26 protein-coding genes are annotated in these 25,812 nt (G+C 71.8%); 14 read left to right on the top strand and 12 right to left on the bottom strand.

What is annotated here, in order from left to right:
* The first annotated feature begins 95 nt into the window (after positions 1-95).
* The 11 genes from KZC57_RS07895 (at position 96) to KZC57_RS07845 (ending at position 12,397) form a co-directional block, all read left to right on the top strand.
* Positions 96-1,931 (top strand): heparinase II/III family protein, encoded by a 1,836-nt coding sequence (locus KZC57_RS07895; RefSeq protein WP_247641423.1) that lies wholly within the window; start codon positions 96-98, stop codon positions 1,929-1,931.
* Entirely contained in the window at positions 1,928-3,028 is a 1,101-nt protein-coding gene (locus KZC57_RS07890; protein WP_060922876.1) for a substrate-binding domain-containing protein, read from the top strand. The genes KZC57_RS07895 and KZC57_RS07890 overlap by 4 nt, the downstream gene beginning before the upstream one ends.
* Before the next feature lie 102 nt (positions 3,029-3,130).
* A complete protein-coding gene (locus KZC57_RS07885; protein ID WP_085605948.1) occupies positions 3,131-4,300 on the top strand; it encodes a Gfo/Idh/MocA family protein in 1,170 nt (389 codons plus the stop codon).
* A complete protein-coding gene (locus KZC57_RS07880; protein WP_247641422.1) occupies positions 4,297-5,517 on the top strand; it encodes a DUF993 family protein in 1,221 nt (406 codons plus the stop codon). Before KZC57_RS07885 ends, KZC57_RS07880 begins: the two co-directional genes overlap by 4 nt.
* Positions 5,514-6,431 carry a sugar phosphate isomerase/epimerase gene (locus KZC57_RS07875; RefSeq protein ID WP_247641421.1) on the top strand — a complete coding sequence of 306 codons (918 nt, stop codon included), beginning with the start codon at positions 5,514-5,516 and terminating at the stop codon, positions 6,429-6,431. The genes KZC57_RS07880 and KZC57_RS07875 overlap by 4 nt, the downstream gene beginning before the upstream one ends.
* Before the next feature lie 102 nt (positions 6,432-6,533).
* Positions 6,534-7,298, top strand: coding sequence for a sugar phosphate isomerase/epimerase (locus tag KZC57_RS07870; RefSeq protein WP_060922879.1), 765 nt, complete (start codon positions 6,534-6,536; stop codon positions 7,296-7,298).
* 43 nt (positions 7,299-7,341) lie between these two features.
* Positions 7,342-8,409, top strand: coding sequence for a LacI family DNA-binding transcriptional regulator (locus KZC57_RS07865; protein ID WP_217584556.1), 1,068 nt, complete (start codon positions 7,342-7,344; stop codon positions 8,407-8,409).
* A complete protein-coding gene (locus KZC57_RS07860) occupies positions 8,406-9,509 on the top strand; it encodes a glycerate kinase (RefSeq protein ID WP_217584555.1) in 1,104 nt (367 codons plus the stop codon). The genes KZC57_RS07865 and KZC57_RS07860 overlap by 4 nt, the downstream gene beginning before the upstream one ends.
* 141 nt (positions 9,510-9,650) lie before the next feature.
* Positions 9,651-10,502 (top strand): ABC transporter permease, encoded by an 852-nt coding sequence (locus tag KZC57_RS07855; protein WP_025105461.1) that lies wholly within the window; start codon positions 9,651-9,653, stop codon positions 10,500-10,502.
* Positions 10,503-10,532: 30 nt separating this feature from the next.
* Complete coding sequence (locus tag KZC57_RS07850; RefSeq protein WP_217584554.1) at positions 10,533-11,567, top strand: ABC transporter substrate-binding protein; 1,035 nt, start codon at positions 10,533-10,535, stop codon at positions 11,565-11,567.
* A gap of 11 nt (positions 11,568-11,578) precedes the next feature.
* The gene (locus KZC57_RS07845) at positions 11,579-12,397 is read left to right on the top strand and encodes an ABC transporter ATP-binding protein (protein ID WP_144882036.1); all 819 of its coding nucleotides are present in this window, start codon (positions 11,579-11,581) and stop codon (positions 12,395-12,397) included.
* 467 nt (positions 12,398-12,864) lie between these two features.
* On the opposite strand, the gene pgm is transcribed toward KZC57_RS07845, so the two are convergent.
* Complete coding sequence (pgm, locus tag KZC57_RS07840) at positions 12,865-14,508, bottom strand: phosphoglucomutase (alpha-D-glucose-1,6-bisphosphate-dependent) (protein ID WP_217584552.1); 1,644 nt, start codon at positions 14,506-14,508, stop codon at positions 12,865-12,867.
* Positions 14,509-14,553: 45 nt separating this feature from the next.
* On the opposite strand from pgm, the gene pheA reads away from it, so the two are divergent.
* Positions 14,554-15,537 (top strand): prephenate dehydratase, encoded by a 984-nt coding sequence (gene pheA, locus KZC57_RS07835; protein ID WP_060923520.1) that lies wholly within the window; start codon positions 14,554-14,556, stop codon positions 15,535-15,537.
* A gap of 167 nt (positions 15,538-15,704) precedes the next feature.
* On the opposite strand, the gene KZC57_RS07830 is transcribed toward pheA, so the two are convergent.
* From KZC57_RS07830 to KZC57_RS07810, 5 genes are all read right to left on the bottom strand, one after another.
* Positions 15,705-15,911 carry a methyltransferase gene (locus tag KZC57_RS07830; RefSeq protein WP_105950464.1) on the bottom strand — a complete coding sequence of 69 codons (207 nt, stop codon included), beginning with the start codon at positions 15,909-15,911 and terminating at the stop codon, positions 15,705-15,707.
* Positions 15,912-16,011: 100 nt separating this feature from the next.
* The gene (locus KZC57_RS07825; protein WP_247641420.1) at positions 16,012-16,947 is read right to left on the bottom strand and encodes an endonuclease domain-containing protein; all 936 of its coding nucleotides are present in this window, start codon (positions 16,945-16,947) and stop codon (positions 16,012-16,014) included.
* 369 nt (positions 16,948-17,316) lie between these two features.
* A complete protein-coding gene (locus KZC57_RS07820) occupies positions 17,317-18,354 on the bottom strand; it encodes an LLM class flavin-dependent oxidoreductase (protein WP_247641419.1) in 1,038 nt (345 codons plus the stop codon).
* Between the two features lie 36 nt (positions 18,355-18,390).
* Positions 18,391-18,618 carry a DUF2795 domain-containing protein gene (locus KZC57_RS07815; RefSeq protein ID WP_217584549.1) on the bottom strand — a complete coding sequence of 76 codons (228 nt, stop codon included), beginning with the start codon at positions 18,616-18,618 and terminating at the stop codon, positions 18,391-18,393.
* A 67-nt stretch (positions 18,619-18,685) separates the two neighbouring features.
* Complete coding sequence (locus tag KZC57_RS07810; RefSeq protein WP_060922486.1) at positions 18,686-19,108, bottom strand: Hsp20/alpha crystallin family protein; 423 nt, start codon at positions 19,106-19,108, stop codon at positions 18,686-18,688.
* Positions 19,109-19,237: 129 nt separating this feature from the next.
* Between KZC57_RS07810 and KZC57_RS07805 the strand changes: the two genes are divergently transcribed.
* Complete coding sequence (locus KZC57_RS07805) at positions 19,238-19,546, top strand: MerR family transcriptional regulator (protein WP_060922487.1); 309 nt, start codon at positions 19,238-19,240, stop codon at positions 19,544-19,546.
* 45 nt (positions 19,547-19,591) lie between these two features.
* Positions 19,592-21,322 carry a sodium:proton antiporter gene (locus KZC57_RS07800; RefSeq protein WP_247641418.1) on the top strand — a complete coding sequence of 577 codons (1,731 nt, stop codon included), beginning with the start codon at positions 19,592-19,594 and terminating at the stop codon, positions 21,320-21,322.
* A gap of 170 nt (positions 21,323-21,492) precedes the next feature.
* Here the strand turns inward: KZC57_RS07800 and KZC57_RS07795 are convergent, their stop codons facing one another.
* The 6 genes from KZC57_RS07795 to KZC57_RS07770 form a co-directional block, all read right to left on the bottom strand.
* Positions 21,493-22,914: a dicarboxylate/amino acid:cation symporter gene (locus KZC57_RS07795; RefSeq protein ID WP_174521436.1), complete on the bottom strand. Its 1,422-nt coding sequence runs from the start codon at positions 22,912-22,914 to the stop codon at positions 21,493-21,495.
* Between the two features lie 142 nt (positions 22,915-23,056).
* Positions 23,057-23,398 (bottom strand): hypothetical protein, encoded by a 342-nt coding sequence (locus KZC57_RS07790; protein WP_025105474.1) that lies wholly within the window; start codon positions 23,396-23,398, stop codon positions 23,057-23,059.
* Positions 23,399-23,560: 162 nt separating this feature from the next.
* Positions 23,561-23,797, bottom strand: coding sequence for a helix-turn-helix transcriptional regulator (locus KZC57_RS07785; RefSeq protein ID WP_060922489.1), 237 nt, complete (start codon positions 23,795-23,797; stop codon positions 23,561-23,563).
* Complete coding sequence (locus KZC57_RS07780; RefSeq protein WP_144882040.1) at positions 23,794-24,546, bottom strand: hypothetical protein; 753 nt, start codon at positions 24,544-24,546, stop codon at positions 23,794-23,796. Before KZC57_RS07780 ends, KZC57_RS07785 begins: the two co-directional genes overlap by 4 nt.
* Entirely contained in the window at positions 24,546-25,178 is a 633-nt protein-coding gene (locus KZC57_RS07775; protein ID WP_060922491.1) for a hypothetical protein, read from the bottom strand. The genes KZC57_RS07780 and KZC57_RS07775 overlap by 1 nt, the downstream gene beginning before the upstream one ends.
* Positions 25,178-25,801, bottom strand: coding sequence for a hypothetical protein (locus tag KZC57_RS07770; protein ID WP_060922492.1), 624 nt, complete (start codon positions 25,799-25,801; stop codon positions 25,178-25,180). Before KZC57_RS07770 ends, KZC57_RS07775 begins: the two co-directional genes overlap by 1 nt.
* Positions 25,802-25,812: the final 11 nt, after the last annotated feature.

Below are 25,812 nucleotides of genomic sequence, written 5' to 3'. Positions count from 1 at the left end.
GGTTCCAGTGAAGACTGTGCGTTCGAGTGCAGGCAACGTGATCGAACCGAAACCCTGCTGATCGAACAGACTCGAACAATGAAGGCGAGAACCGGATGCTGATCCCCCGCGGCACCCTGAGCGATCTGTGGCGAGAGCACGGCGCCGTCGCTCGGCCCGTCGTGCCGCCGAGCACCGACCGCGGGACATGGACGTCCGTGGCACCCGAACTCCGCGCGACCATCCTGGCGGCGGCGGACGGCGAGCGCGGCACCGCCTGGGCGCAACCGCTCCTCTCGCAGTGGGCCGCCTACGCCCGCACCGGTGACCGAGCCGGCTGGGAGGGGGCGGTGTTCCGTCGCGACCTCCGGCTCCGTCGCGCCGTCCTGGCCGCTGCCGTCGACCCGGCGGCCGAGCGGCTGGACGAGGTGGCGGACGGACTGTGGCTCCTGGTCGAGCAGTCGACCTGGTGCTGGCCCGCTCACGACGACGCGTTCGCCCGCGGGCGGCGCGCCCCCGACATCGAGCGCCCCGTCCTCGACCTCGGCGCGGGGGAGGCGGCGGCGCTGGCGGGGTGGGCCGTGCTGGTGCTCGGCGACGCTCTCGACGCGCACGCGCCCGGTCTGGTCGCACGGGTACGGGACGAGACGGTCCGCCGGGTGCTGCGCCCGTTCGTCGACCGCCGCGAGTGGGCGTGGGAGGGGTCGGAGGAACGCGTGCACAACTGGGCGCCGTGGATCCACGGCAACCTGCTGCCGGCGGCGCTCGCCTTCGCGGACGAACCGCTGCGTGCGCGGGTGCTCGCCCTCAGCATCGACGGCCTCGATCGCTATCTCGCCCAGCTTCCCGCCGACGGCGGCATCGACGAGGGCTTCGCCTACTGGTGGCAGGGAGCGGGGAGGGCGTTCGATGCGCTCGGCCTCCTCGACGCGCTCACCGACGGAGCAGTGGCCGCTGCGATCCGGGACGGACGCCTCGCCGGGCTGCGGGAGCTCGCCCTCTTCCCGGAGCGCGTGCAGCTCGGGGAGGGGTGGGTGGCGAGCTTCTCGGATGCGGAGGCGCGCACGGGGGAGGCCCTCCCGTGGTCCGTGCTCCACCGGGCCGCCGTCCTGTGCGGTCTGGAGGCGACGGCCGCGTTCGCCGCGCGGCACCGCCGTCCGGGGCGCGTCGTCGGAGACGAGGCCGATGTCGTCGCCGGTCTCGGCCGGACGCTGGCCGAGCTGTTCGACGCCGACTGGCAGGCGGCGCATCCCGGGCCTGCGCCCCTGCCCGGGCGCGTCGAGTTCGCCTCCCTCGGCGTGGGTCTGCGCCGTGAGCGGAGCGGGCATCCGCGGGGGCTCGCGGTCGTCGTCAAGGGCGGTCGCAACGACGAGAACCACAACCACAACGACCTCGGCGCGGTCGCGATCGCGGTCGACGGCGTCCCGGTCGTGATCGACGTCGGTCGGGCGACGTACACCGCGGCGACCTTCTCGGATGCCCGCTACCGCTTGTGGCACGTCACCAGCGGCTGGCACTCCACGCCGCTGGTCCGCGGGCGCGAGCAACAGCCGGGCGGCGCCTGGCGGGCCGCGGTGCAGGCGCGGAGCGACGGCTGGACCCTCGACCTCGGTGCGGCGTTCCCGGGCGGCGATCCGTGGCTGCGGACGGTGCTGCTGCGCGGCGGTGCGGTGACCGTGCGCGACGAGAGTCCGGCGCTCGCCGACCCGGCCACCCGCCTCGTGCTCGTGTGCGCGGGGACGCCCGAGGTGCACGGTGACGTCGTCCTCCTCCCGGGTCCGGAGGGGAAGCGGGGTCTGCGCATCGCCCACGATCCGGCGGACGTCGTCGTCGAGAGCAGGGCCGTGGACGATGCGCTCCTGGAGCGTTCGTGGGGGCCGGTGGTCTCGCGCGTCCTCTTCGCACCGCTCGACCGTCCGGAGCGCTGGGAGCTGCAGGGGAGGGCGGCATGACCGAGGAGCGCCCGACCCCGCGTTTCGGCCTCTCCCGCCGGGAACGGATCCTGGACGAGCTGCGCCGCACGGGGGCGGTGCGCGTGGCCGATCTCGCCCGCGACTTCGGGGTGGCGGAGCTCACCATCCGCCGCGACATCACGATGCTGGCGGACCGCGGGCTGCTGACCAGGGTGCACGGGGGTGCGGTGCTGCGGAGCGCGCTGGACACGACCGTCGCGCGGGCCGCCCTCCCCGGGCCGCAGTTCCGCATCGGGATGGTGGTGCCGTCGCTGAGCTACTACTGGCCGCAGGTGGTCGTCGGCGCCCGGAGCGCTGGGATGGAGGCGGGGGTGCAGCTCGTGCTCCGCGGGGCCAGCTACGCCGCGCAGGACCAACGCCGCCAGATCGCGGCGCTCCTGGAATCCGGAACCGTGCACGGGCTCATCGTGGCCCCCGAGACGCAGGGCGCCGATGGCCATGCGCTGCTCTCCTGGCTGGACACGCTCCCGGTGCCGGTCGTGCTCGTGGAGCGCCGGACCCCGCCGGCTCTCGCCCTCACCCGGATGCAGACCGTGGCGACCGACCACGCGTTCGGAGGCGCGCTCGCCGCCGGGCACCTCGCCGCGCTCGGACACCGGCGGGTCGGGATCCTCACCTCGCCGCAGTCGCCGACCTCCGCCGGGCTGCGGCAGGGCTGGTCGCGAGCCGTCGCCGAGCTTGGGCTCACGGTGACGGTGGACCGCGACGCGGCGCTGGACCGGATGGAGGGGGCAGTGCAGGCGGAGGTGGTCTCGGCGGTGCTCGCCGAGATCCGTGAGACGGGGGCGACGGCGCTGCTCGTGCACTCCGACCCGCAGGCGCTCCTGCTCCAGCAGCACCTGCAGGACGCGGGCTGGCGGCTGCCCGACGACCTCTCGCTCATCGCCTACGACGACGAGGTCGCCGAGCACGGGTCCCCACCGCTCACCGCGCTGCGGCCGCCGAAGCAGCACGTCGGGCGCCGTGCGGTCGAGCTCATCCGCGAGCGCCTGCGCGAGGGGGCGGCGCGACCCGCGGAGCGCGTGGAGGTGGCTCCGGCGCTGCACGTGCGCGCCAGCACGGCCCCTCCGCGCTAGGGACGGTTGCGAGGTCGTGCGTCTCATGCCATGATCTCGGAAAGCGCTTACCAAGATTCCCCTGTCAGCGCCGACAGCTTCCACCGAGAGGAACGGACCGAGATGGCACAGGCCCCCACCCGCGAGATCGGGATCATCATGAACGGCGTCTCCGGGCGCATGGGATACCGGCAGCACCTGGTGCGGTCGATCCTCGCGATCCGCGACGAGGGCGGGATCGAGCTTCCGGACGGCACGCGCGTGACCGTGCGGCCGATCCTCGTCGGACGCAGCGAGGCCAAGCTCGCGGAGCTGGCCGCGAAGCACGGCATCGAGGACTGGACGACCGACCTCGACGCCGCCCTCGCCGACCCGCGATGGGAGATCTACGCCGACTTCCTCGTCACGAAGGCCCGGGCGTCCGCGATCCGCAAGGCCATCGCCGCCGGCAAGGCGATCTACACCGAGAAGCCCACCGCCGAGTCGCTGGACGAGGCACTGGAGCTCGCCCGCCTCGCCCGCGACGCCGGCGTGAAGACCGGCGTCGTCCACGACAAGCTCTACCTCCCGGGTCTGCAGAAGCTCAAGCGCCTCATCGACTCCGGCTTCTTCGGCCGCATCCTCTCCGTCCGCGGCGAGTTCGGCTACTGGGTGTTCGAGGGCGACTGGCAGCCCGCGCAGCGTCCGAGCTGGAACTACCGCACGGAGGACGGCGGCGGCATCATCACCGACATGTTCCCGCACTGGAACTACGTGCTGGAGAACCTCTTCGGCGAAGTGAAGAGCGTCTACGCCCAGGCCGCCGTGCACATCGCCGACCGCTGGGACGAGAAGGGCGAGCACTACACGGCCACGGCCGAGGACGCCGCCTACGGCATCTTCGAGCTCGACGGCGGGGCGATCGCCGAGATCAACTCCTCGTGGACCGTGCGGGTGAACCGCGACGAGCTCGTGGAGTTCCAGGTCGACGGCACGCACGGCTCTGCCGTCGTCGGACTGTTCGGCGCGAAGATCCAGCCCCGCAACGCCACGCCGAAGCCCGTGTGGAACCCCGACCTGGAGGACAGCCACGACTACGACGCCGACTGGCAGCAGGTGCCCACGAACGACGTGTTCCAGAACGGCTTCCGGCAGCAGTGGGAGGAGTACCTCACCTCGTTCGTCCTCGGCACCGACTACCCGTTCGATCTGCTCGCCGGCGCGCGCGGGGTCCAGTTCGCCGAGGCCGGACTCGCGTCCAGTGCCGAGGGACGCAAGATCGTGCTCGAGCCGCTGACCCTGGACCGGGCATGACCACGCTCCGCCTGCTCGCCGCCGACGGCCGCACCGCCGACACGGAGCTCCGGGAGGCCGACGCCGTCACGCGGCCGGAGGGTCCGCTCCGCAGTCGGGTGGCCTATGCCGCCGCGCACGTCGTCCCGAAGGCGTACGCGGACAACACCCCGGGGCAGCCGGCCGACATCGACTGGGACGCGACGCTCGCGTTCCGCCGCAACGTGTACTCGTGGGGACTCGGCGTGGCCGACGCGATGGACACCGCACAGCGCAACATGGGTCTGGATGCGACGGCGGTGCGCGAGCTCATCGCCCGCAGTGCGGAGGTCGCCCGCGAGGAGGGCGGCTCAGTCGTGGTCGGGGTCAACACCGACCACATCGAGGAGGCGCGCATCCCGCTCGATCAGGTGATCGCCGCCTATCTCGAGCAGCTGCACTTCGCCGAGGAGCAGGGGGCGGGGCCGGTGCTCATGGCCTCGCGGCACCTGGCCAGGGCCGCGGAGAGCGCGGACGACTACCGCCGCGTGTACCGGGAGGTGCTCTCCCGCGCATCGGTCCCCGTCGTGCTGCACTGGCTCGGCACCGCGTTCGATCCGGAGCTGGCGGGGTACTTCGCGCCCTCGTCCTCCGGGGGGAGCGGCGGTCCCGCGTGGCAGGAGGCCGCCGAGGTGCTGCTCGACATCATCGGCGAGAACCGCGCCGCGGTCGCCGGCGTGAAGATGAGTCTGCTCGACGCGGAGTCCGAGGTCTGGGTCCGCGAGCGGCTGCCGGAGGGCGTGCGCATGTTCACCGGCGACGACTTCCACTACGTCGGCCTCATCGGCGGGGACAGCCTGACCGGCGCCCCCGCGCCCGAGGGGCCTGCGTCGCGCGGGCACTCGGACGCACTGCTCGGCGCGTTCGCCGCTCTCGCCCCGGTGGCCTCCGCCGCGATCCAGGCGCTCGACGCGGACGACCCCGAGCGGTACTTCGCCCTCCTCGGGCCGACCGAGGAGCTGAGCCGGCAGGTGTTCGCGGCGCCGACCTTCTACTACAAGACCGGGGTCGCCTTCCTGTCCTGGCTCAACGGTCATCAGCCGGCGTTCCAGATGGTCGGGGGGCTGCACTCCGCGCGGAGCCTGCCGCACCTCAGCCGCATCGTCGAGCTGGCGAACGGGGCGCTCGCCCTGGAGCGGCCGGAGCTCGCGCGGGAGCGCTGGCACGGCCTCCTCCGGCTGAACGGAGTGGACGCATGACCGCCACCCGGAGCCTGGCGGCGGAGCGCGAGTCCCGGGCGGCCGCCGTCGGGACCGTGCCGCACCCGCGGCTCTCGATCAACCAGGCCACCGTGAAGCACGCGGACCTCGCGACGGCCCTGCGCGTCACGGCGGCGGCGGGGGTCGAGGCCATCGGTCTGTGGCGGGAGCCCGTGCAGGAGGTGGGCCTCGATGCCGCCGCCCGCATGCTGACCGACTCCGGGCTGCGCTTCACGACGCACTGCCGAGGGGGCTTCTTCACGCTTCCGGCAGGTCCGGAGCGCGAAGCCGCGCTCGACGACAACCGGCGGGCGATCGAGGAGACGGCCACCCTCGCGGCGGCCGGTGCGGAGGGTTCGACCGCGGTGCTGGTCCTCGTCGCGGGTGGTCTGCCCGAGGGGTCGCGCGACCTCATCGGGGCGCGGGAGCGCGTCCGCGACGCCATCGGCGCCCTCGCGGACGACGCTCGAGCCGCCGGGGTCACCCTCGCGATCGAGCCGCTGCATCCGATGTACGCCTCGGACCGTGCGGTGGTCTCGACCCTCGGCCAGGCGCTCGACATCGCCGCGGACTTCGACCCTGCCGTGGTCGGCGCTGCCGTCGACACGTTCCACATCTGGTGGGACCCGCAAGTGCTCGACCAGATCGCCAGGGCCGGACGCGAGGGCCGCATCGCCACGTATCAGGTGTGCGACTGGAAGACCCCCCTCGCCGCAGATCCCCTCCTCTCCCGGCACTATCCGGGGGACGGTGTGATCGACTTCGCAACCCTCACCCGGGCCGTGCAGGACACCGGTTACGACCGCGACATCGAGGTGGAGATCTTCCATGCCGACGTCTGGGCCGATGACCCGGCCCGTGTGGTCCGCCGCACGGCCGAGGCCTTCGCGACGGCGGTCGCCCCCCACCTGTGAGTCCGGACTCCCCGGTCCTCCGTGGTTCCGGATGCACGACGACGGCGGAGGGAACGGGCCGGAAGGAGTCGGGGGGATCGGGAGGACTGAGAGGATGACGGGATGACGGGGATCCGTGCGGGACTGTGCTCGGTGACGTTCCGTGCCCTGCCGCCGGAGAGGATCGTCGCGCTCGCGGCCGCCGCGGGTCTCGACGTGATCGAGTGGGGCGGAGACGTGCATGTGCCGCCGGGAGAGGTCGACCGCGCGGCGGAGGTCGCGCGGATGACCACGGATGCCGGACTCGCCGTCGCGTCGTACGGGTCGTACTTCCGCGCCGGTCCGGAGGAGTCGCTCACCGCGGTCCTCGACAGCGCCACGGCCCTGGGTGCTGACCGCGTGCGGGTGTGGGCCGGTGAGCACGGCTCCGCGGAGGTGTCCGCGCCCGAGCGTGCCCGCGTCGTGACGCGCCTCCGCGCGGCGGCGGTCGAAGCGGGTGCCCGGGGCATCGGGCTCGCCCTGGAGTTCCACGGCGGCACGCTCGCCGACACCGCCCCGGCCACCCTCGAGCTGCTGCACGAGGTCGATCATCCGATGCTGTCGACGTACTGGCAGCCCACGGTCGGCGCACCCGTCCCCGTGGTGCTCGAGGAGTTCCGCCGGCTCGGCCCCCATGTCTCCGCCGCTCATGTCTTCTCCTGGTGGCCGCGCACCGAGCGCCATCCGCTCCGCTCGCGGTCCGCACTGTGGACCCGGTTCTTCGCGGACGCCGCCGCCTCCGCGCACCCGCCGCGCGACGCCCTGCTGGAGTTCGTGCCCGACGACGCCCCGGAGCTCCTCGCCGGGGAAGCCGCCGCCCTCCTCGGGTTTCTCGGGCGGCAGCCGTGAGCGCCCCTCGAAGCGGTTCCGTTCCCGTCGGTAGGCTCGGAGCATGACCCCGTCCGCCACACCGGCAGAGCCGCCGGCCGCGCGTCGCCCCCGTCACGCCCGGGGACCGGCGCCCACGTTGCATGACGTCGCACTCGAGGCCGGTGTGTCGCTGGCGACCGCGTCCCGCGTGCTCAACGGCTCCGAACGCAAGGTCGCGGCGCCCTTCCGGGAACGGGTGGAGGCCGCCGCCGAGGCCCTCGGCTACACGGCCAACGTCTCCGCGCAGGCGACCGCCCGCGGACGCTCGCCGGTGATCGCGCTCCTCGTCGCCGACATCGCCGACCCCTACTTCGGCCTCATCGCGTCGGGCGTCGCCCGCGGAGCCGATGAGCAGGGCCTCGTCGTGACCGTGGCCATCACCGAGCGCGACCCGGCGCGGGAGGCGCGCATCGTCCGCGCCCTGCGCGGCCAGCGTCCGCAGGGCCTCATCCTCGCCGCCTCGCGGACGCAGGAGGAGGGGCAGGCCGAGACCGCTCGCGAGCTCGCCGAGTTCACCCGGCTCGGCGGCCGCGTCGTCGCGTTCGGCGCGGACGGCGACGGCGATCGCCGGGTGGAGATCGACAACCGGGCCGGGGCCGCCGCGCTCGGGCGTCGCATGGCGGAACTCGGATACCGCTCGGCGGTACTCGTCGGGGCGGCGGAGGGCGTGCGCACCTCGGACGACCGGCTGGCGGGATTCCGCGCCGGATTCGCGGAAGGCGGCGGAGAGGTCGCGCAGACCGTCCGCGGAGACTTCCGTCGGGAGTCCGGGGCGACGGCGATGACCGAAGCCCTCGCCGCCGGTGTCCCCGAGGGCACCGTGGTGTTCGGCATCAGCGACGTCGTGGCGATCGGCGCGATGGCGGCCATCCGTGCAGCGGGCCGGGAGGTCGGCGCCGACATCGCGGTCTGCGGCTTCGACGACGTGCCCTCGAGTCGCGACGTCACCCCGGCCCTCACCACGGTCTGCGTGCCGCTGAGCGATGCCGGCTACCAGGCCTTCCGCGCGATCGTCGACGAGGACTGGCAGCAGCCGACGCTCCCGCTCGAGGTGGTCGTGCGTGCGAGCACCCCGGGGCTGCGGGCATGACCCGGGTCGTCATCGCGCCGGACAGTTTCAAGGGCACGATCACGGCGGCGGACGCTGCCGCGGCACTCGCCGACGGCTGGCGGGAGGTCGGGCCGGCTGCGGACATCGTGCTCCGTCCGATGGCCGACGGCGGGGAGGGGACCGTCGCCGCCTTCGCCACGGCGGTGCCCGACGCGCGACGGATGCCCATCACGGTCGACGGTCCGGCGGGCGCTCCCGTCGAGACGTCGTGGCTGCTCCTGCCGAGCACGACCGACGCCCCCGGCGGCACCGGCGTCGTCGACATCGCCTCGACCTCGGGCATCGAGCTCCTCGACGGTCTGCGCCCCTGGGACGCCGACACGACCGGCTTCGGGCAGGCGATCGCCGCGGCGCTCGATCACGGCGTCTCACGCCTGATCCTCGGCATCGGCTCCAGCGCCTCCACCGACGGGGGCACGGGCATGCTCACCGCCCTCGGGGCACGCTTCCTGGACGCGGGCGGCGATCCGGTCGCGCGGGGCGCGCGCGGGCTGGCGGACATCGTCACGGCGGATCTCGGGGCCCTGCGCGCGGCACCCGACGTCCGCGTGCTGACCGATGTCACGAATCCGCTCACCGGCCCGCGCGGCGCGGCAGCGGTGTTCGGCCCGCAGAAGGGGCTCACGGCACCGGAGGACATCGCGCGCGTCGACGACGCGCTCGCCCATCTCGCCGCCCTCTTGCCCGTCGACCCGGAGCTGCCGGGCACGGGGGCCGCCGGGGGGACGGGCGCCGCTCTCGTTCGCTGGGGCGGGGTCCTCGCTCCGGGGGCGGCTGAGGTGGCCGCGCTCATCGATCTGGCTGGCGCCGTCCGTGGTGCCGGGGTCGTGATCACCGGCGAGGGGTCCTACGACGGCCAGTCGGGCGACGGGAAGGTGCCGTCGTTCCTCGCCGCGCTCGCCGCCGAGGCAGGGGCGCGTCCTCTGCTCGCCGCGGGTCGGATCGCGGACGACGCAGACACGAGCCTCTTCGCGGAGGCGGTGTCGTTGACCGCGCTGGCGGGGTCGACGACCGCCGCCCTGACCGATCCCGCACGCTGGCTGCGGGTCGCGGGCGCGGCTCTCGCCCGGACGCGGTGACCGGCCCGGACGCCCCTCCTGCGGGGGCGACGACGGTGCGGACACGGCCATGCGTTGACACGGCAGAAGCGTCGGCATAGACTCGCAACACCGAACGGGAATGCGCTTTCCCGAATCCTTCACGAAGATGTCGAGGACCCCATGTCGTCTGCCCCCTCCGCGACCATGACCCTGGCGCTGGCCGCCGATCGTCCCGAGCCTCCGGGCATCGTCCGCTGGTGGAGCCGCCACTGGCATCCGCTCGTCTTCGTGCTCGCGGTGCTCGCGCTCTGGTGGGTCTCCACGAGCCTCGGGTGGGTGCCGGCGTTCATCATCCCGTCGCCGGCCGACACCTGGGCCGCCTTCACCGACAACGCCGCCTACCTCGCGCAGAACACCTGGGTCACCACTTACGAGACCGTGATCGGATTCGTCATCGCGGTCGTCGTCGGCGTCCTCGTCGCCGTGCTCATGGTCTACTCGCGGGGCCTGGAGCAGACGCTCTATCCCGTCATCCTCTTCGCGCAGGTCATCCCGAAGATCGCGATCGCCCCGCTGTTCGTCGTGTGGCTCGGGTTCGGGGCGGAGCCGAAGATCCTCGTGGCCGTGCTCATGGCGTTCTTCCCCGTCGTCATCTCGGGCCTCGCGGGTCTGCGCACCGTCGACCCGGAGATCCTCCAGCTCGCGTCGACCATGGGAGCGAGCCGCTTCAAGACCTTCCTCAAGGTGCGGCTGCCCGCGGCGCTGCCCGAGCTCCTCTCCGGCCTCAAGGTCGCCGCGACGCTCGCGGTCACCGGTGCCGTCGTCGGCGAGTTCGTCGGCGCGAACGAGGGCCTCGGCTACGTGATCCTCCAGGCCAACGGCAACCTCGACACCGCCATGCTCTTCGCCGCGCTCATCATCATGTCGCTGCTCGGCGTCATCCTCTTCGGCATCATCCAGATCGCCGAGCGCTTCCTCATCCCGTGGCACGCCTCCAAGCGCGACGTCGCCGCGGCCACCGTCCGACTCTGACCCCCCTCGCCCCCACGAAAGAAGGCACTGATGAAGAAGTCAGGCACCATCCTCAGCTCGATCGCCCTCGCGTCCGCCGCGGTGCTCGCCCTCTCCGGCTGCGGAGGATCGACGGCCCCGGCGAGCTCCGGCGACGGTGACGGCGGCGAGCTCACGCCGGTCACCCTCATGCTCAACTGGTACCCGTACGGCGAGCACGCCGCGTTCTACTACGGCGTCGATCAGGGCATCTTCGAGGAGCACGGCATCGACCTCACGATCAAGGCCGGCCAGGGCTCGACGAAGACCGCGCAGGCCGTCGGGCAGGGGCAGGTCGACTTCGGCTGGGCGGACACCCCGGCCGTCCTCGCGAACATCGACAAGGGCGTCGGCATCAAGAGCGTCGGCGTCTTCCTGCAGACCACGCCGTCGGCCGTCCAGGTCTTCGCCGACTCCGGCATCTCCAGCCCGGAAGACCTCAAGGGCAAGACCATCGCGGTCTCCGCGGGAGACGCCCCGACCACGACCTTCCCGATGTACCTCGAGGCCGTGGGCCTGGAGGAGGGCGACGTGACCCAGCAGAACCTCGACGCCGCGGGCAAGATCGCCGCCATGCTGTCTGGGAAGGTCGACGGGCTCATCGGCTTCGCGCACGACCAGGGCCCGACCATCGCCGACAAGAGCGGCAAGGACGTCGAGTACCTGCGCTACTCCGACGCCGGCCTGAACTTCTTCAGCAACGGCCTCATCGCGCCCACCGACACCATCGAGAACGACCCGGAGCTCGTCGAGGCGCTGGTCGCGGCGACCTCCGAGGCCTTCGAGGCCGCGCAGGAGGACCCCGAGGCGGCGGTGGCCGCGATGGAGGGCAAGGACCCGCAGATGCCGTCGCAGGAGGTCCTGCTGCACCAGTGGGAGGAGACCATCGAGCTGCTCCACACCGACGCCACCGAGGGCCAGGCTCCCGGCGCGAACGCCACCGAGGACTGGGAGTCCACGCTGGAGGTCCTGTCCGAGGCCGGGCTCATCTCGGGCGACGGCGACGTGGACACCTACTTCGACGACGCCTTCACCCCCGGGAAGTGAGACCGATCGTCATGGACACTCACGTTCAGCAGGAACGCGGACTCGCGGCCACGAGCACCGCTCCGGCGCTCGAGGTCTCTGATCTCGCGATCACCTTCGCCTCCAAGCGGCGCCAGGTCACGGCTCTCGAGGGCGTCGACCTGCGCGTGGAGGAGGGGGAGTTCCTCTCCATCGCCGGGCCCTCGGGATGCGGCAAGTCGACGCTCCTGAAGGCCGTCGCCGGACTCACCACTCCGAGCCGCGGCAGCATCCGCCTGCGCGGCGACGAGGTCCGCGGTCCGCGGCAGGATATCGGCTACGTGTTCCAGCGGGCGGCGCTCCTGGAATGGCGCAGCGTCCGCGGCAACATCCTCCTGCAGGCCGAGATGCGCGGGATGGACATGCGCAAGGCCCAGGCCCGTGCCGACGAGCTCATCGAGATGACCGGGCTCACCGGCTTCGAGAAGTCGCTGCCGCACGAGCTCTCCGGCGGTATGCAGCAGCGGGTGTCGCTGTGCCGCGCGCTGCTGCACGAGCCGCGGGTGCTGCTCATGGACGAGCCGTTCGGTGCCCTCGACGCCCTCACGCGCGAGCGCATGAACGTCGAGCTCAACCGGATCTGGAGCGCCACCGGCACGACCGTGCTGCTCGTGACCCACTCGGTCGCGGAGGCGGTCTACCTCGCCAGTCGCGTGATCGTGATGGGGCCGCGACCCGGGCGAATCCTGGAGGAGCACCGCGTCGACCTCCCGGCCCGCCGCGGCTACGCCGATGTTCTGGAGACGGAGGAGTTCCACCGCGTCTCCAGCCGCGTCCGAGAGCTCCTCGGCTCCTCCACCGACGCCGACTGACCCCCCGTCCGTCCCCCCCCCGTCCGTCCCCGCCCCCGCCCCCGTCCGTCCCTCGCCCCCGCCCCCGTCCGTCCCTCGCCCGCGTGCTGGATCAAAACCGCCCCTCCCCAGCGTCCCCCGGGCCCGTTTTCGATCCCGCGGCAGGGGCGTCAGCGGAGCGGGATCGAAAAGGTCCCTCCGAGTTCCCCGGCGAGCCCGTTTTCGATCCCGCAAGAGGAGCGGCAGACGGACCGGCGCCGACGGCCTGTTCGCGATCCCGCCACGGGCTTCGCGCGTCCCATCCCCACGCCCCGGCTAGCGGGATCAACAACGTCCCTCCCCGATCTCTGGTGGGCCCGTTTTTGATCCCGCCGCGGGCTCGTCCGTTCCGAGCCGCAGGGTGAGATCGAAAACTCCCCCGGCGGCGACCGAGGGGAGCGATTTCGATCCCGCAGCACGCCCGGGAGGCGGCGCCGAGGGAGGGGGGATCAGTCGCCGAGGGCGGCGGATACGACGGCGCGGGCCTCGGCCTGCACCTCAGCGAGATGCTCCGGGCCCCGCAGGCTCTCGGCGTAGAGCTTGTAGACGTCTTCGGTTCCGGACGGCCGCGCGGCGAACCAGGCGTGCGGAGTCTGCACCTTGAGTCCGCCGATCGCCGCACCGTTGCCGGGGGCGTGCGAGAGCTTCGCGATGATGTCCTCGCCGGCGAGGGTGGTCGCGGTCACCGACTCCGGGGCGAGCTTGCCGAGCGTAGCCTTCTGCTCGGGGGTCGCGGGGGCGTCGACGCGCTGATAGGCGGAGGCGCCGAAGGCGTCCTCCAGTTCGGCGTAGCGCTGCGACGGGGTCTTGCCGGTCACCGCGAGGATCTCGGCCGCCAGCAGGCAGAGAAGGATGCCGTCCTTGTCGGTCGACCACACGGAGCCGTCGTGTCGGAGGAACGAGGCCCCCGCCGACTCCTCGCCACCGAACGCCACGGAGCCGTCGAGCAGTCCGGGCACGAACCACTTGAAGCCGACCGGAACCTCGAGCAGACGCCGCCCGAGCGACTCGGCCACGCGGTCGATGATCATCGACGACACCAGCGTCTTGCCGACCGCGGCCTCACGCGGCCAGTGCTCCCGGTGCGAGAAGAGGTAGTCGATGGCGACGGCGAGGAAGTGGTTCGGGTTCATGAGCCCGGCGTCGGGGGTGACGATTCCGTGCCGGTCCGCGTCAGCGTCGTTCCCGGTGAGGATGTCGTAGTCGCCCTTCTTCGCCACGAGCGATGCCATGGCCGACGGGGACGACGGGTCCATCCGGATCTTCTCGTCCCAGTCCAGGGTCATGAAGCGCCAGGTGGGGTCGACCTCGGGGTTGACGACCGTGAGATCGAGGTCGTGCATCTCGGCGATCAGCGACCAGTACTCCACCGAGGCGCCACCCAGCGGGTCCGCGCCGATACGCACGCCGGCGCGGCGGATCGCCTCGATGTCGATGATCGACGGGAGGTCGCGCACATAGGCGTCGCGGAAGTCGTATCCGGTGATCGCGTCCCAGTCCACGTCGGCGAAGCGCTCGCGGCGCACCTCGGTCAGGCCGTCGGCGATGAGCTGGTTGGCGCGGTCGGCGATCCAGCCGGTCGCATCGGTGTCGGCGGGACCGCCGTGGGGCGGGTTGTACTTGAAGCCGCCGTCGCGAGGCGGGTTGTGCGAGGGGGTCACGACGATGCCGTCTGCGCGACCTGGGTCGTCGGCGGCGCGGTCGCGGTTATAGGTGAGGATCGCGTGGCTCAGCGCGGGGGTCGGTACCCAGGAATCCCGGGCGTCGACGCGTACGTCCACCCCGTTCGCGAGCAGGACCTCGATGGCGCTGCGCTCCGCCGGGAGGGACAGCGCGTGAGTGTCGCGCCCGAGGAAGAGCGGACCGGTGATGCCCTGCGCTGCGCGGTAGTCGACGATGGCCTGCGTCGTGGCGAGGATGTGGTTCTCGTTGAAGCTCTTCGTGAGCGACGAGCCGCGGTGCCCGCTGGTGCCGAACACGACCCGCTCGCTCGCGACATCCGGATTCGGCACGCGGTCGTAGTAGGCGGCGATCAGCTCGTCGACGTCGATCAGGTCACTTTCCTCCGCGGGGAGGCCGGCACGGCTGCTCATGCTCTCAGTCTGCCTCGTGAGGCGGATGCTCGCATCCGCCTTGACATGCGGGATCGCGATGAGTCACCGAGGGATAGGCTGAACGCCGTGACTGCACGCCGCACCTACAGCTACCTCGGACCGGCCGGAACCTTCACGGAGGCGGCGCTCGACCAGGTGGCCGAAGCCAGGGGGCAGGACTGGCGACCGGTGCACAACGTGGGCGAGGCGCTCGCGGACGTCCTCGAAGGACGCAGCGACGCAGCCATGATCGCGATCGAGAACTCCATCGAGGGCGGGGTCTCCACCACCCAGGACGCACTGGCGACGCTGCCGGGGCTCCGGATCATCGGCGAGTACCTGGTGCGGGTGAACTTCGTCCTCGTCGCGCCGCGCGGCACCACTCTCGACCAGGTCGAGGTCATCGCCGCGCACCCCGTCGCCTACGCGCAGTGCCACGGCTGGCTCGGCGAACACCTCCCGACCCACTCACATGTGCCGGCGGCGAGCAACGTGGCGTCGGCCATCGGCGTCCTCGACGGCACCTCGCCCGCACAGGCCGCGATCGCCGCTCCCGGCATCGTGCAGCACTACGACGTTGACGTGCTCGCCGAGGGCATCGGCGACAACGCGGCGGCCGTGACCCGGTTCGTCCTCGTCACCCGCACCACGCGTTCGCCTGCGCCGACCGGTGCCGACAAGACCTCGCTGATCGTCGAGCTCCCGCACGACCACCCTGGTTCGCTCCTCGAGATGCTGGAGCAGTTCTCGACGCGCGGCATCAACCTCTCTCTCATCGAGTCCCGGCCCATCGGCGACGAACTCGGCCGGTACCGGTTCGTGATCGACGCGGACGGTCACATCGAGCACGAGCGGATGGCCGACGCCCTGCTCGGGATCCGCCGCTTCAGCCCCCGCGTGGTGTTCCTCGGGTCTTACCCGCGCGCCGACCGGCAGATCGTGCAGTATCCCGACCGCTACTCCGACGAGGTCTTCATCGAGGCCCGCGACTGGCTCCGCGGCATCCTCTCCGGCGAACCCGAGTCCTGACCCGCCCGCACGCGCGTGCCTCCCGGTTGGCGGGATCGATAACGCGCGTTCGCCGCACGCGCGCCCCGCCGCCGCGATCTCCCACCGCAGCAGGTCTCGCGGGATCAGAAGTGCACCTCGTACCGGCTCGGGAGGCACTGTTTCGATCCCGCACGACGAGGAGCGGGTCAGTGCTCCTGGAATCGCGGCCAGGCGCTCCCCGGCAGCATACGGGCGTGCAGGGCGCCCTTCGCGGAGGCGAGGCTGGGATAGGTTCCGGCCGCCGCATCCGCCCCCGCCATGGTCACCACATAGCCGCTCTCATCGTGGCGGATGCTTCCCACCACACCGTTCGTCCCGTACGCGACCCAGAGTGCGAGTGTCTTGGTGCTCATCGTCGAACCCCTCTCTCTGCCGCCGAGGCTACGCCTCCGTGACATCCGGAGCCAGCCCCCTCATCGCGGAGAGGACCGAACGCCCACCCGTGAGCACGCCTCATCCCCGGATGCCGTGGCGAACCGTGAGTGCGCGATGCACACGGGCGGCGAGGGCGGCGCCACCGTCGCGCAGATCGAGCTCGGTGACGCGGATCACGAGCCATCCGTGATCTTCGAGGTCGCGCTGACGCCGAATGTCGATCCGCCATTGATCACGGTCCGTCCGATGGCCATCGCCCTCGTACTCGATGGCGATGCGGCATTCGGGGTAGGCGAGGTCGACCCGGGCGAGGAAGCGGCCGTCCACGGAGACGACGTGCTGGATCGCGGGCTCCGGGAGGCCGAAGCTGCGGAGGAGCAGACGCGTCTCGGTCTCTTTCGGCGATTCGACGCCCGGGCGCGCGAGAGGCAGCGCATCGCGTATGCGACCGCACCCGGGGAACCGCCCCCATCGCGTCAGCTGTCGGTCGATGCTCTCGGTGGTGGCGACGGGCCGACCCGTCCGCAGTCCCGGATAGGCGTCGGACGAGGTGAGCAGGGCATCGAGCGCGACGATCATCGGCATGGATACGAACTCCCGCGCGCAGAGGAACAGCGCACTGACCGGATCGACCGTCGGCACTCCGTGGATGCGCCACGTGTCTGCCCTCCCCGGGGCGATGCGGCGCCCGCGGACGCCGATCGTCCGGGGTGGCGAGGTCCCGGTGTGCACGGCGACGTCGAGGGGCTCATCGGGCGACCACCGGACGGACGTGGGAAGCCCCCACAGTCGGAGAGCCGTGCGTCCGGCGAACGCCTGGCCATCACGGAGGCGTGGAAGGTACGCGGCGACTCGATCGTCGAACGTGGCGGGCTCAATCGCCGACCGCACCCCGGCGAACGGCCGCGCGAGGTCTCGGCTGGAGTACCTCTTCCGCCCGACCCCGATGGCAGCGGCGTCACGGACGGCGAAGTGAGGGCCGAGGTCGGGCGGGAGGGGCACACGGTGTCGCATCCGTCCATGATGTCCGTGCACGATCGGCGTCCCGACGGATGATCGTCCTCCGCCCGGCTCTTGTGGACAACTCGAGCGCACCCGCGATTGTGGCGGAGGGCCTCTCTCGCGCCGGATCAGAAGTGGCCCTTCAATCGTGACCGAAGGCACGTTTTCCGTCCCGCATGCCGGCGGGATCAGAAAGGTGCTGCGGGAGGCGCGCCGGGGATCGTTATCGATCCCGCACCAAGTGACCGATCGGACGCGGGATCAGAAGCGTGCCGCCCGGGTCGCGTGGGGGAGCGTTAGTGATCCCGCCACGGAACGCGCACGCGCCCGCGACGGCACGCGCCCGCGACGGAACGCGCACGCGCCCGCGCTCGCGCCGGGTCACGCTCCCGCGACGAGCTCCAGCGTCTGAGCGCGCCCCGCGGCCGAGTCCTTCGGCTCCGCGTCGTAGGCACCGGCGACGGGGGAGAGCATGACCTCGTCCACCCCGTAGGTCGACGCGAACGAGCGCACCTCGGCGGCGACGGACTCCCCGGTGCCGACGAACCACCGCGACCGCGCGGCCTCGACCACCTGATCGGTCGCGGCGTCGTGCTCCGCGGCGAGGGCCTGCTCGACGGTCTCCAGCGCGACGAGCGGCTGGTTGAGTCGGAGTCGCGCCATCATCCGCAGCTGCGGCAGGGCGCGGGCCTCGGCCTCCTCCGCCGTCGGGGCGGCGACGGCGTTCACGGTGAGGAAGGTCCGCGGCTCCGGGTGCTCCTCGCTCGGACGGTAGTTCGTGCGGTAGAGGTCGAGGGCGCGTTTCAGGCCCTGTCCGGAGAAGTGGTTCGCGAACACGTACGGCAGGCCGAGGGAGGCGGCGAGCTGCGCGGAGTAGTCGCTCGACCCCAGCAGCCACACCTCGGGCACCCCGGTCGCGGCGGGGGTCGCCCGCACGGTGTACTCCCCGCCGGAGGTGAAGCGCACCGTGGCGCCGTCGGTGGTGAAGAGCGCCGCGATGTCCTGCACGTGGCGGGGGAACTGCTCCACGTCGCTGGTGGTCCCTGACCCGCGGAGGAGCTGAGTGATCACGGGGTCGCTGCCGGGCGCGCGGCCGAGGCCCAGGTCGATGCGGCCGGGGGCGATGGCCTCGAGGGCGGCGAACTGCTCGGCGACGATCAGCGGCGCGTGGTTCGGCAGCATCACGCCGCCGGAGCCGAGGCGGATGCGCGACGTGCGCGTGGCGGCGGCCGCAATGAGGACCGGAGGCGTGGTCGACGCGACCGCGGGCATGTTGTGGTGCTCGGCGAACCAGTACCGGCGATAGCCGAGCCGGTCGGCGGTCGCGGCGAGGGAGAGGGAGGCGGTGATGGCCTCGGCACTGGTCTGGCCGGAGCGGACCGGCACGAGGTCGAGGACGGAGAGGGCGACGTCGTTCATCTCCGGATGCAACCTCGGCGGCCGCTCCGGCATTCCCTACGCGGCGAGGCGCGAGGCGGGGGCGAGCGCGTCCGCGAGCGCGTTCCTGGCGAGACGGTAGCGGATGAGCCAGGCGGCGCTGAAGCTCTGCTCCGGCAGGTCGTGCAGCGCCGCGCGGTCGTCCGTCGGCAGCCCCTCCCGCGCGGCTTCGCGCAGGAGGTCGTCGCGGGTCGCCGGGTACTCCATGTCGGCGAGGAACCGGTCGAGGGTCGAGGAGAGTGCCATGGTTCGTCCTTTCCGTGAGAAGAGAGGAGTGCGGCCGGGGCGGTGCCGCAGCACCGCCCCGGGGTGATCAGGCGTCGATCGCCTGGCGCTGTTCGCCGGACTCGACAGTGATCTTGCGCGGCTTCGCCCGTTCGCTGACGGGGATCACGACCGACAGGACACCGCTCTCGTACGAGGCGCTGATGTTGTCGAGGTCCACTCCGTCGCCGAGCGAGAACTGCCGCAGGAACGATCCGGCGCCGCGCTCGCGGGCGAGCCACCGCACGCCTTCGCGGGTGTCGGCCGTGCGCTGGGCGCGGATCGTGAGCTGCCCGCCGTCCAGGTCGACGTCGATGGAGCCGGGGTCGGCGCCGGGGAGGTCGGCGTGCAGGATGTAGCGGTCCCCGTCGCGGTACAGGTCCACCGGCATCGACCGGGGCGCGCGCACGGAGTCCAGGACGCTCGCGGCGAAGCGGTCGAGCTGGCTGAAGGGATCGAAGGTCAGTGCCATGAGGTGTCTCCTTTCGTGCGGCCCTGCAAGGGCTGAGGTGTTGTGCAGATTATCTGCACCTGAGGTATAGATTTGTTATAGAACACACGCAGGAATCTTCGCAACCCCGATCCGGAGACGAGGACATTCATGACCGCACGCGACTCGCGCACCCCGCTCTACGGCATCGCCGTGGCCGCGCAGCTCGTCGACCTGCCCGAGGCGACGATCCGGCTCTTCGAGAGCAAGGGCCTCCTCGCGCCGGCCCGGAGCGACGGCGGCACGCGCCGGTACAGCGACGACGACATCACCCGCCTGCGCCGCGCGGCCGAGCTCCGCGGCGACGGCATCAACATCGCCGGGATCGCGCGGGTCCTCGACCTGCAGGATGAGAACGCGGGCCTCCGGGAGGCTCTCGATGCGGAGGCGCCGGAGCGCGTGCGCTCCGCCCGCGACTGACGCCCGGCGGACAGGGGGCGCCGACGACGCCGCTACGCTTTCCGCATGGAAGCCGGGATCTTCTACGTCCTCGTCGGAGCTGTCGCCGTGGCGGCCGTCGCGCGGTCGCGGGGGTGGCCGGCCCCGCTGCTCGTGACCGTCGTGGCGCTCGCCGCCTCGTTCCTGCCGTTCGTGCCGGAGCTGGAGATCGACGGGCACCTGCTGCTCGGGCTCGTGCTGCCTCCGCTGCTGTATTCCGCCGCCCTCGACGTGTCCTTCGTCGGGTTCAAGCGCAGCCTGCCGCAGATCCGCCGTCTCGGGATCTGGCTGGTGCTGCTCACCGCGTTCGCCGTCGGACTCGTGGCCTGGTGGATCCTGCCGTCGCTCACGCTGCCCGGCGCGTTGCTGCTCGGAGCCATCGTCGCCCCGCCGGATGCGGTGTCGGCGGCGGCGATCGGCCGTCGTCTCGGTCTGCCCCGCCGCATCATGACGGTGCTGTCCGGGGAGAGCCTCATCAACGACGCGACCTCGCTCACGCTCTACCGGGTGTTCGCCGCCATCCTCGCCGGGGCGACGGTGTCGATCTGGGATGGCATCGGGCAGTTCCTCCTGGCCGTCGGTGTGGGGGTGGGCATCGGGCTCGTCTTCGGGATCGTCCTGCATCAGCTCCGCATGCGCATCGGTGACCCGGTGGTGATCGGCACCTTCGGTCTGCTCGCCCCGTTCGGCGCGTACAACATCGCGGAGCACCTGCTCGGCTCCGGCGTCCTCGCGGTCGTGGCCATGGGGCTGTTCGTCGGCTTCAACGCCCCGCGCACCGACTACACGACCCGGCAGCAGGAGGCGCCGCTGTGGCTGTCGGCCGACCTGCTGCTGGAGAGCTTCGTGTTCGCCTACATCGGCCTCCAGTTCCCGCGGGTGCTCAGCGATCTCGGCAGCGAGTCGGTGGGGCACATCCTCCTGCTCTCCGGCGCCGTGCTGCTCGTGGTGCTCGTCGTGCGGCCGCTCTACATCTACCCGATCAGCGCGTGGTCGAACTTCCAGGACCGTCGCCGGCTCGCCCGCATGGATCGCGGCATCGCATCCGGGGAGTTCGACGAACGGCGACGGCGGTCCCGGCGGTGGCGTGATCAGAGCACGGATGAGCTGCGGACGCAGATCGTCCGGGAGCGCATGGCGGGCCTGCAGCTCACGTGGAAGGACAACGCCGTCATCTCCTGGGCGGGTATGCGTGGCGTGGTGACCCTGGCGATCGCGGTGGCCGCCGCGGATCTGGCCGGGCTCGACACCGAGGCCGCGCACGCCATCGTCGTCGTCGCCTTCATCGTCACGGTGGGCACGCTCCTGCTGCAGGGGCTCACACTGCCGCTGCTCATCCGCCGTCTGAAGATCGCGGGGGACGAGGAGCACGAGGAGGACGTCGCGGCGCTGGAGATGGTCAAGGCCAAGAGCCGCGAGGCCGGCAAGGCGTACCTCGCCGAGAAGCGCCGGGAGTGGGAGCAGAAGCACGGCGAGGTCGACCTCGGCATGTTCGATGCCTTCACCAAGCGCATGACCCGGGTGGAGAAGGACACCGACGACGCACAGCAGGTCGAGGACACCGTCGCCCGCCCCTCCTACGACGACCTCGTCGCACTGACCAAGGGATGGCTGCAGGTGCGGCGGGAGATCCTCGTCGCGGAGCGCGATGCCGGGGAGCTCGACGAGGAGGTCATGCGGGAGCTGCTTGCCGCGATGGACGCCGAGGAACTGGCACTCGACACCCGCGGCGCGACCCGCCCCCTGAGCCGCAACTGACCCCTCCCTCCTGTTGACCCACCCCCTTCCGGTCGACCCACCCCTTTCCGGCCGTGCGTAAAGGGCCGGGACGCACGCAAAGGGGTGGGTCGGCGGGGGAGGGGAAGGGGGACACGCAGAGCGCCCCACCTCCTGGATGAAGGAAGTGGGGCGCTCTTGAGGAGACCGGGTCAGCGTGCCCCGGCGGGCTCCGGGGTGGAGGCGGCGTCGGCCTCGGGGGTGTCGTCGCCGGAGTCGTCGGCGAAGGGCAGGCCCTCGCGAGGTGCGTTGTAGAGCTCCTCGTTCAGGATGCCTTCACGCTTCGCGACGATCGCGGGGACGAGCGCCTGACCGGCGACGTTCACGGCCGTGCGGCCCATGTCGAGGATCGGGTCGATCGCGAGCAGCAGACCGACGCCCTCGAGCGGGAGCCCCAGGGTGGACAGCGTCAGCGTGAGCATGACGACCGCGCCCGTGGTGCCCGCGGTGGCGGCGGAACCGACGACCGAGACGATCACGATCAGCAGGTACTGCACGAAGTTCAGCTCGATGCCGAAGAACTGCGCGACGAAGATCGCGGCGATGGCCGGGTAGATCGCTGCGCAGCCGTCCATCTTCGTCGTCGCGCCCAGCGGCACGGCGAACGAGGCGTAGGAGCGGGGCACACCGAGGTTGCGCTCGGTCACGCGCTCCGTGAGGGGGAGCGTGCCGATGGAGGAGCGGCTCACGAAGGCGAGCTGCACCGCCGGCCACACACCCGAGAAGTACTGCTTGATGGAGAGGCCGTGCGTGCGCACCAGGATCGGGTACACGACGAACAGCACGAGCGCGAGGCCGATGTAGACCGCGGCCGCGAACCAGCCGAGCGACGCCAGCTTCTCCCAGCCGTACTTGATGACGGCGGAGCCGATGAGGCCGAACGTGCCGAGCGGGGCGATGCGGATGATCCACCACAGCACGCGCTGGATGACCTTGAGCAGGGACTCGGTGAAGACGAGGAACGGCTCCGCCTTCTTGCCGGCCTTGAGTGCCGCGATGCCGACGACGGCCGCGACCACGATGACCTGCAGGATGTTGAAGCCGACGCTCGAGGTGAACGCGCCCTCGGTGGCTCCGGGGGAGGTGCTGACGGTCAGGCCGAGGAAGTTCTGCGGGATGAGGCCGAGGAGGAAGTTCCACCAGGTGCCGACGGTGTACGGCTCGCCCGGCTCCAGGCCCTCGCCGGCGCGGCTGCCCGGCTGGATCACGAGGCCGAGGACGATGCCGATGATGACCGCGATGAAGGCGGTGATCGCGAACCAGAGGATCGTCTGCCCGGCGAGGCGGGCGGCGTTCTGCACGCGACGGAGGTTCGAGATGCTCGCGACGATCGCGGTGAAGATCAGCGGGACGACGGCCGCGCGGAGCAGCGTCACGTAGGAGCTGCCGATCGTGTCGAGGGTGGCCGACAGGGCGGTCGGGTTCTCGGCCGTGGCGCCGAGCTGGCGGCCGATCAGACCGGCGGCGATGCCGAGGACGAGGGCGGCGATGATCTGGAAGCCGAACGAGGTCAGCAGCTTCCGGACCGGCCCGCGGGTGTCTGGCGCCTTCTGGGCGCGTGCGGTGGTGCTCATTGAGGTGGGGACTCCAGAATCGCGGCGCGCCGGGTGCACGCCATGAGGCTCAACGCTAGGAGAGCCTGAGAATTCCCTGGGCGGATATGACGAAGGATGACGGCCGCCCTCCCAGGCCGTCACCCTTCGCTGCGTGCCGCCCTCAGGGCGTGACGCAGTCCTGGAGGTTGTCCTGGATGATCTGGGTCGTGAGGGCCTTGTCGGCCTCGTCCCGCTGCTTGTCCTCGCCGTCGGCGATGTAGCCGAGCGTCTCGTCGCTGAGGTCGGAGTCGACCAGGGCTTCAGCCAGGCAGGTGGCGGCGTCGTCGGTCATGGCCTCCTCCTGCGGGGTGCCCTCGAAGACCTTCTGGATGCCGTCGGCGACCTCGTCGACCGAGGGGCGGCTCTCTCCCGCGCAGGCGGCGAGGGAGAAGGCGAGGGCAGCGGCCGGGACGATCGCCAGGAGGCGGAGGCCGCGACGCGAGGGGATGCGGGTGCTGATCATGAGGCGACGGTACCCACTCACAGCCGACTCATAGAAGGGGCTTGCATTCCCGTGCGTGACCATGCTCGCCCTCCCGCCGAGCCACCCCCTTCCGTGCGCTCCGGCCCCCTGCGTGCGTCCGTAAGGGGCCGGGGCGCGCGGAAGGGGGTGGGTCGACAGGGGTCAGCGATCGGCGAGGACGAGGAGGTCGCCGACCTCGCAGTCGAGCGCCTCGCAGATGGCCCGCAGCGTGGAGTAGCGGATCGCGCGGGCGCGGTCGTTCTTCAGCACGGACAGGTTCACGATGCTGACGCCGACGGCGGCGCTCAGCTCCGTCAGCGTCATCCCGCGGGCGGCCAGCAGCTCGTCCAGACGGCAGTGGATGCCGGTGAACTCGTCGTCGCTCTCCGCCGGGCTCACACCAGCCCCTCCGTCTCGCGCTCCAGGGCGGCCCGCTCCTGCTCCACGCGCATGCCCTGACGGAACACCGCGGCGAGGGCGAGGAGGCCGAGTGCCGCGGCGAACGGCAGCGGCGTGACGGTGAGCCAGTAGGTGTGCGGATACCAGGTGCTGTCCGCCGGCAGGGCCTCCCGCAGTCCGGTGGTGGCGGCGATGCCGCTCAGGAGATCGGAGAGTACGCCCAGCACCGCGAACGCGATCGCACCCCCGACGAGGGCCCGGGTCACCGTGCGGGAGAACGCGCGGCCGCGGAGGGTGTGGAAGCAGATGAGTGCGAGGATCACCGCGGGGATCGTCGTGAGCGCGAGGGTGCTGAGCTGCGCGGCCGCGGCGAGGAGGCGCAGCCCGAGCGAGGCGTTGCCCACCGTGAAGTCCGACAGCTCCGTGCCGCTGCAGGTGAGCATGGTCGTCGTGCTGTCGCCGTACTCCGAGCACGGGAGGTTCGAGGGCCAGTCGAGGAAGACGATCGTCCGGCCGTGCAGCTCCGCCCAGTCCACCGCGAACGCCTTGATGATGAACGACACCGCCCCCAGCGCGGAGAGCGTGATCCACCATCCGGACAGCGTGAGCGCCGCGTCGAGGGCGACCGTGCGGCTGCCACGGCGGCGGCTGTTCCAGACGACGAGGGCGACGACGGCCGCACAGACCGCGAGCGCGATCCCGATGTTGAGCAGAGACGGCCAGACGGCCTCCGAACCGAACGAGATCATCAGACCAGTCCCTCCGTCTCCTTCTCCAGCACGACCTTCTCCTGTTGCAGCCGGATGCCGCGACGGAAGGCGACGGCGATGAGGCCGACGGTGACCCCGGTGGCGAAGATCGGCGCGATCGCCCAGAACTCGATCGGGTGCACGGGTTCCCCGTCGCCGAGGCCGAGCGCCGCGGTCACGCCGTTGCGTCCCATCGTCTCGAGCATCACGATCGCCATCGGCGCGAGCACCAGTGTCCAGCCGATCACGTCGAAGGCGCGCGCATTGCCCGCCACGAAGAACCGTCCGCGGAGGAAGTTCCAGGCGACGAGCGTGACCGCGCCGATGACGGCGACGGCGGCCAGAGCCCACAGCGCGATGGCAGCGACGATGGCGGCGATCGACACGCCGTTCACCCCCGTCGCGAAGACCATCGCCTCCTGCGCGATGCCCTCGATCGAGATCTGCCCGGAGTCGGTGGTCGCCGAGATCGGCTGCTCGTCGATGGGGAGCGACCACGCGATCCCGTCGTCGCGGAAGGTGCTGCCCACGCGGAGCACCGTCGCGATGCCGACGGTCACGAGCGCCGCCGCCGCATAGAGGATGACGGTGATCGCGTCGGCCCGCTCGGAGCGGGTGGTGGTGGCGGCCATCAGACCAGCCCCTCCGTGTCACGCTGCAGGCGGCGGCCGATCGTGAACACGCCCGCCACGAGGGCCAACGCGAAGGCCCACCCGACCGGTGCGAGGTCGAACTGCACGAGCAGCGTCCACAGCACGTCCTCGACCGCGGGGTCGGTCGCGGCCAGATCCTTCACGATCTCGGCCCGGCCGATGCCACCGGCGAGCTGCCCGAACAGCGTGCCCGCCATCAGCAGGCAGGCGGCGACGGCGAACATCCACCCGAGGGAGGCGCGGAACGGCCGGGAGCGGATGAGGGACACGCCCAGCCACCAGACCACGGCGCACAGCGCGACCGTGGCGAGCGCGGGGAGCGCCGTCTCCAGCAGCAGCAGCCAGCGAGCGCCGGTGGGCGGCGCGGTGAGGGTGACGAGGGCGGAGTCGACGGCGGCGCCCTCGATCCCCGCCACGCCGTCGAGGGCGGAGAGGTCGACGTCGTGCACCGGCATCGCGACCGTGGGCGAGGGAGAGAACAGCGCACCGGCGGCCTGGGCGACGGCGACGATGGCGCCGATCCCGACGCTGACGGCGCCGGTGGCGATGAGCCCGAGCGCGATGCCGTCGGCGAGCGAAGGGCGTCTTTCCGTGGCGAGCATGAGCTCCTCCT

The organism is Microbacterium sp. KSW4-4, from assembly GCF_023091185.1.
In the GTDB taxonomy this organism is placed as follows: Bacteria; Actinomycetota; Actinomycetes; order Actinomycetales; family Microbacteriaceae; genus Microbacterium; species Microbacterium paraoxydans.
This window is presented reverse-complemented; position numbering and strand designations above follow the sequence as displayed.

Bases quoted from the DNA above. Each gene is read 5' to 3' on its own strand.
- KZC57_RS07880 (WP_247641422.1), top strand. From the start codon at position 4,297: ATGACCACGCTCCGCCTGCTCGCCGCCGACGGCCGCACCGCCGACACG.
- KZC57_RS07815 (WP_217584549.1), bottom strand. From the start codon at position 18,618: ATGGCACTCTCCTCGACCCTCGACCGGTTCCTCGCCGACATGGAGTAC.
- KZC57_RS07890 (WP_060922876.1), top strand. From the start codon at position 1,928: ATGACCGAGGAGCGCCCGACCCCGCGTTTCGGCCTCTCCCGCCGGGAA.
- KZC57_RS07850 (WP_217584554.1), top strand. From the start codon at position 10,533: ATGAAGAAGTCAGGCACCATCCTCAGCTCGATCGCCCTCGCGTCCGCC.
- KZC57_RS07825 (WP_247641420.1), bottom strand. From the start codon at position 16,947: ATGCGACACCGTGTGCCCCTCCCGCCCGACCTCGGCCCTCACTTCGCC.
- KZC57_RS07770 (WP_060922492.1), bottom strand. From the start codon at position 25,801: ATGCTCGCCACGGAAAGACGCCCTTCGCTCGCCGACGGCATCGCGCTC.
- KZC57_RS07895 (WP_247641423.1), top strand. From the start codon at position 96: ATGCTGATCCCCCGCGGCACCCTGAGCGATCTGTGGCGAGAGCACGGC.
- KZC57_RS07885 (WP_085605948.1), top strand. From the start codon at position 3,131: ATGGCACAGGCCCCCACCCGCGAGATCGGGATCATCATGAACGGCGTC.
- KZC57_RS07795 (WP_174521436.1), bottom strand. From the start codon at position 22,914: ATGAGCACCACCGCACGCGCCCAGAAGGCGCCAGACACCCGCGGGCCG.
- pgm (WP_217584552.1), bottom strand. From the start codon at position 14,508: ATGAGCAGCCGTGCCGGCCTCCCCGCGGAGGAAAGTGACCTGATCGAC.
- KZC57_RS07775 (WP_060922491.1), bottom strand. From the start codon at position 25,178: ATGGCCGCCACCACCACCCGCTCCGAGCGGGCCGACGCGATCACCGTC.
- KZC57_RS07810 (WP_060922486.1), bottom strand. From the start codon at position 19,108: ATGGCACTGACCTTCGATCCCTTCAGCCAGCTCGACCGCTTCGCCGCG.
- pheA (WP_060923520.1), top strand. From the start codon at position 14,554: ATGCGGGATCGCGATGAGTCACCGAGGGATAGGCTGAACGCCGTGACT.
- KZC57_RS07805 (WP_060922487.1), top strand. From the start codon at position 19,238: ATGACCGCACGCGACTCGCGCACCCCGCTCTACGGCATCGCCGTGGCC.
- KZC57_RS07845 (WP_144882036.1), top strand. From the start codon at position 11,579: ATGGACACTCACGTTCAGCAGGAACGCGGACTCGCGGCCACGAGCACC.
- KZC57_RS07860 (WP_217584555.1), top strand. From the start codon at position 8,406: ATGACCCGGGTCGTCATCGCGCCGGACAGTTTCAAGGGCACGATCACG.
- KZC57_RS07780 (WP_144882040.1), bottom strand. From the start codon at position 24,546: ATGATCTCGTTCGGTTCGGAGGCCGTCTGGCCGTCTCTGCTCAACATC.
- KZC57_RS07870 (WP_060922879.1), top strand. From the start codon at position 6,534: ATGACGGGGATCCGTGCGGGACTGTGCTCGGTGACGTTCCGTGCCCTG.
- KZC57_RS07875 (WP_247641421.1), top strand. From the start codon at position 5,514: ATGACCGCCACCCGGAGCCTGGCGGCGGAGCGCGAGTCCCGGGCGGCC.
- KZC57_RS07800 (WP_247641418.1), top strand. From the start codon at position 19,592: ATGGAAGCCGGGATCTTCTACGTCCTCGTCGGAGCTGTCGCCGTGGCG.
- KZC57_RS07790 (WP_025105474.1), bottom strand. From the start codon at position 23,398: ATGATCAGCACCCGCATCCCCTCGCGTCGCGGCCTCCGCCTCCTGGCG.
- KZC57_RS07865 (WP_217584556.1), top strand. From the start codon at position 7,342: ATGACCCCGTCCGCCACACCGGCAGAGCCGCCGGCCGCGCGTCGCCCC.
- KZC57_RS07830 (WP_105950464.1), bottom strand. From the start codon at position 15,911: ATGAGCACCAAGACACTCGCACTCTGGGTCGCGTACGGGACGAACGGT.
- KZC57_RS07855 (WP_025105461.1), top strand. From the start codon at position 9,651: ATGTCGTCTGCCCCCTCCGCGACCATGACCCTGGCGCTGGCCGCCGAT.
- KZC57_RS07820 (WP_247641419.1), bottom strand. From the start codon at position 18,354: ATGAACGACGTCGCCCTCTCCGTCCTCGACCTCGTGCCGGTCCGCTCC.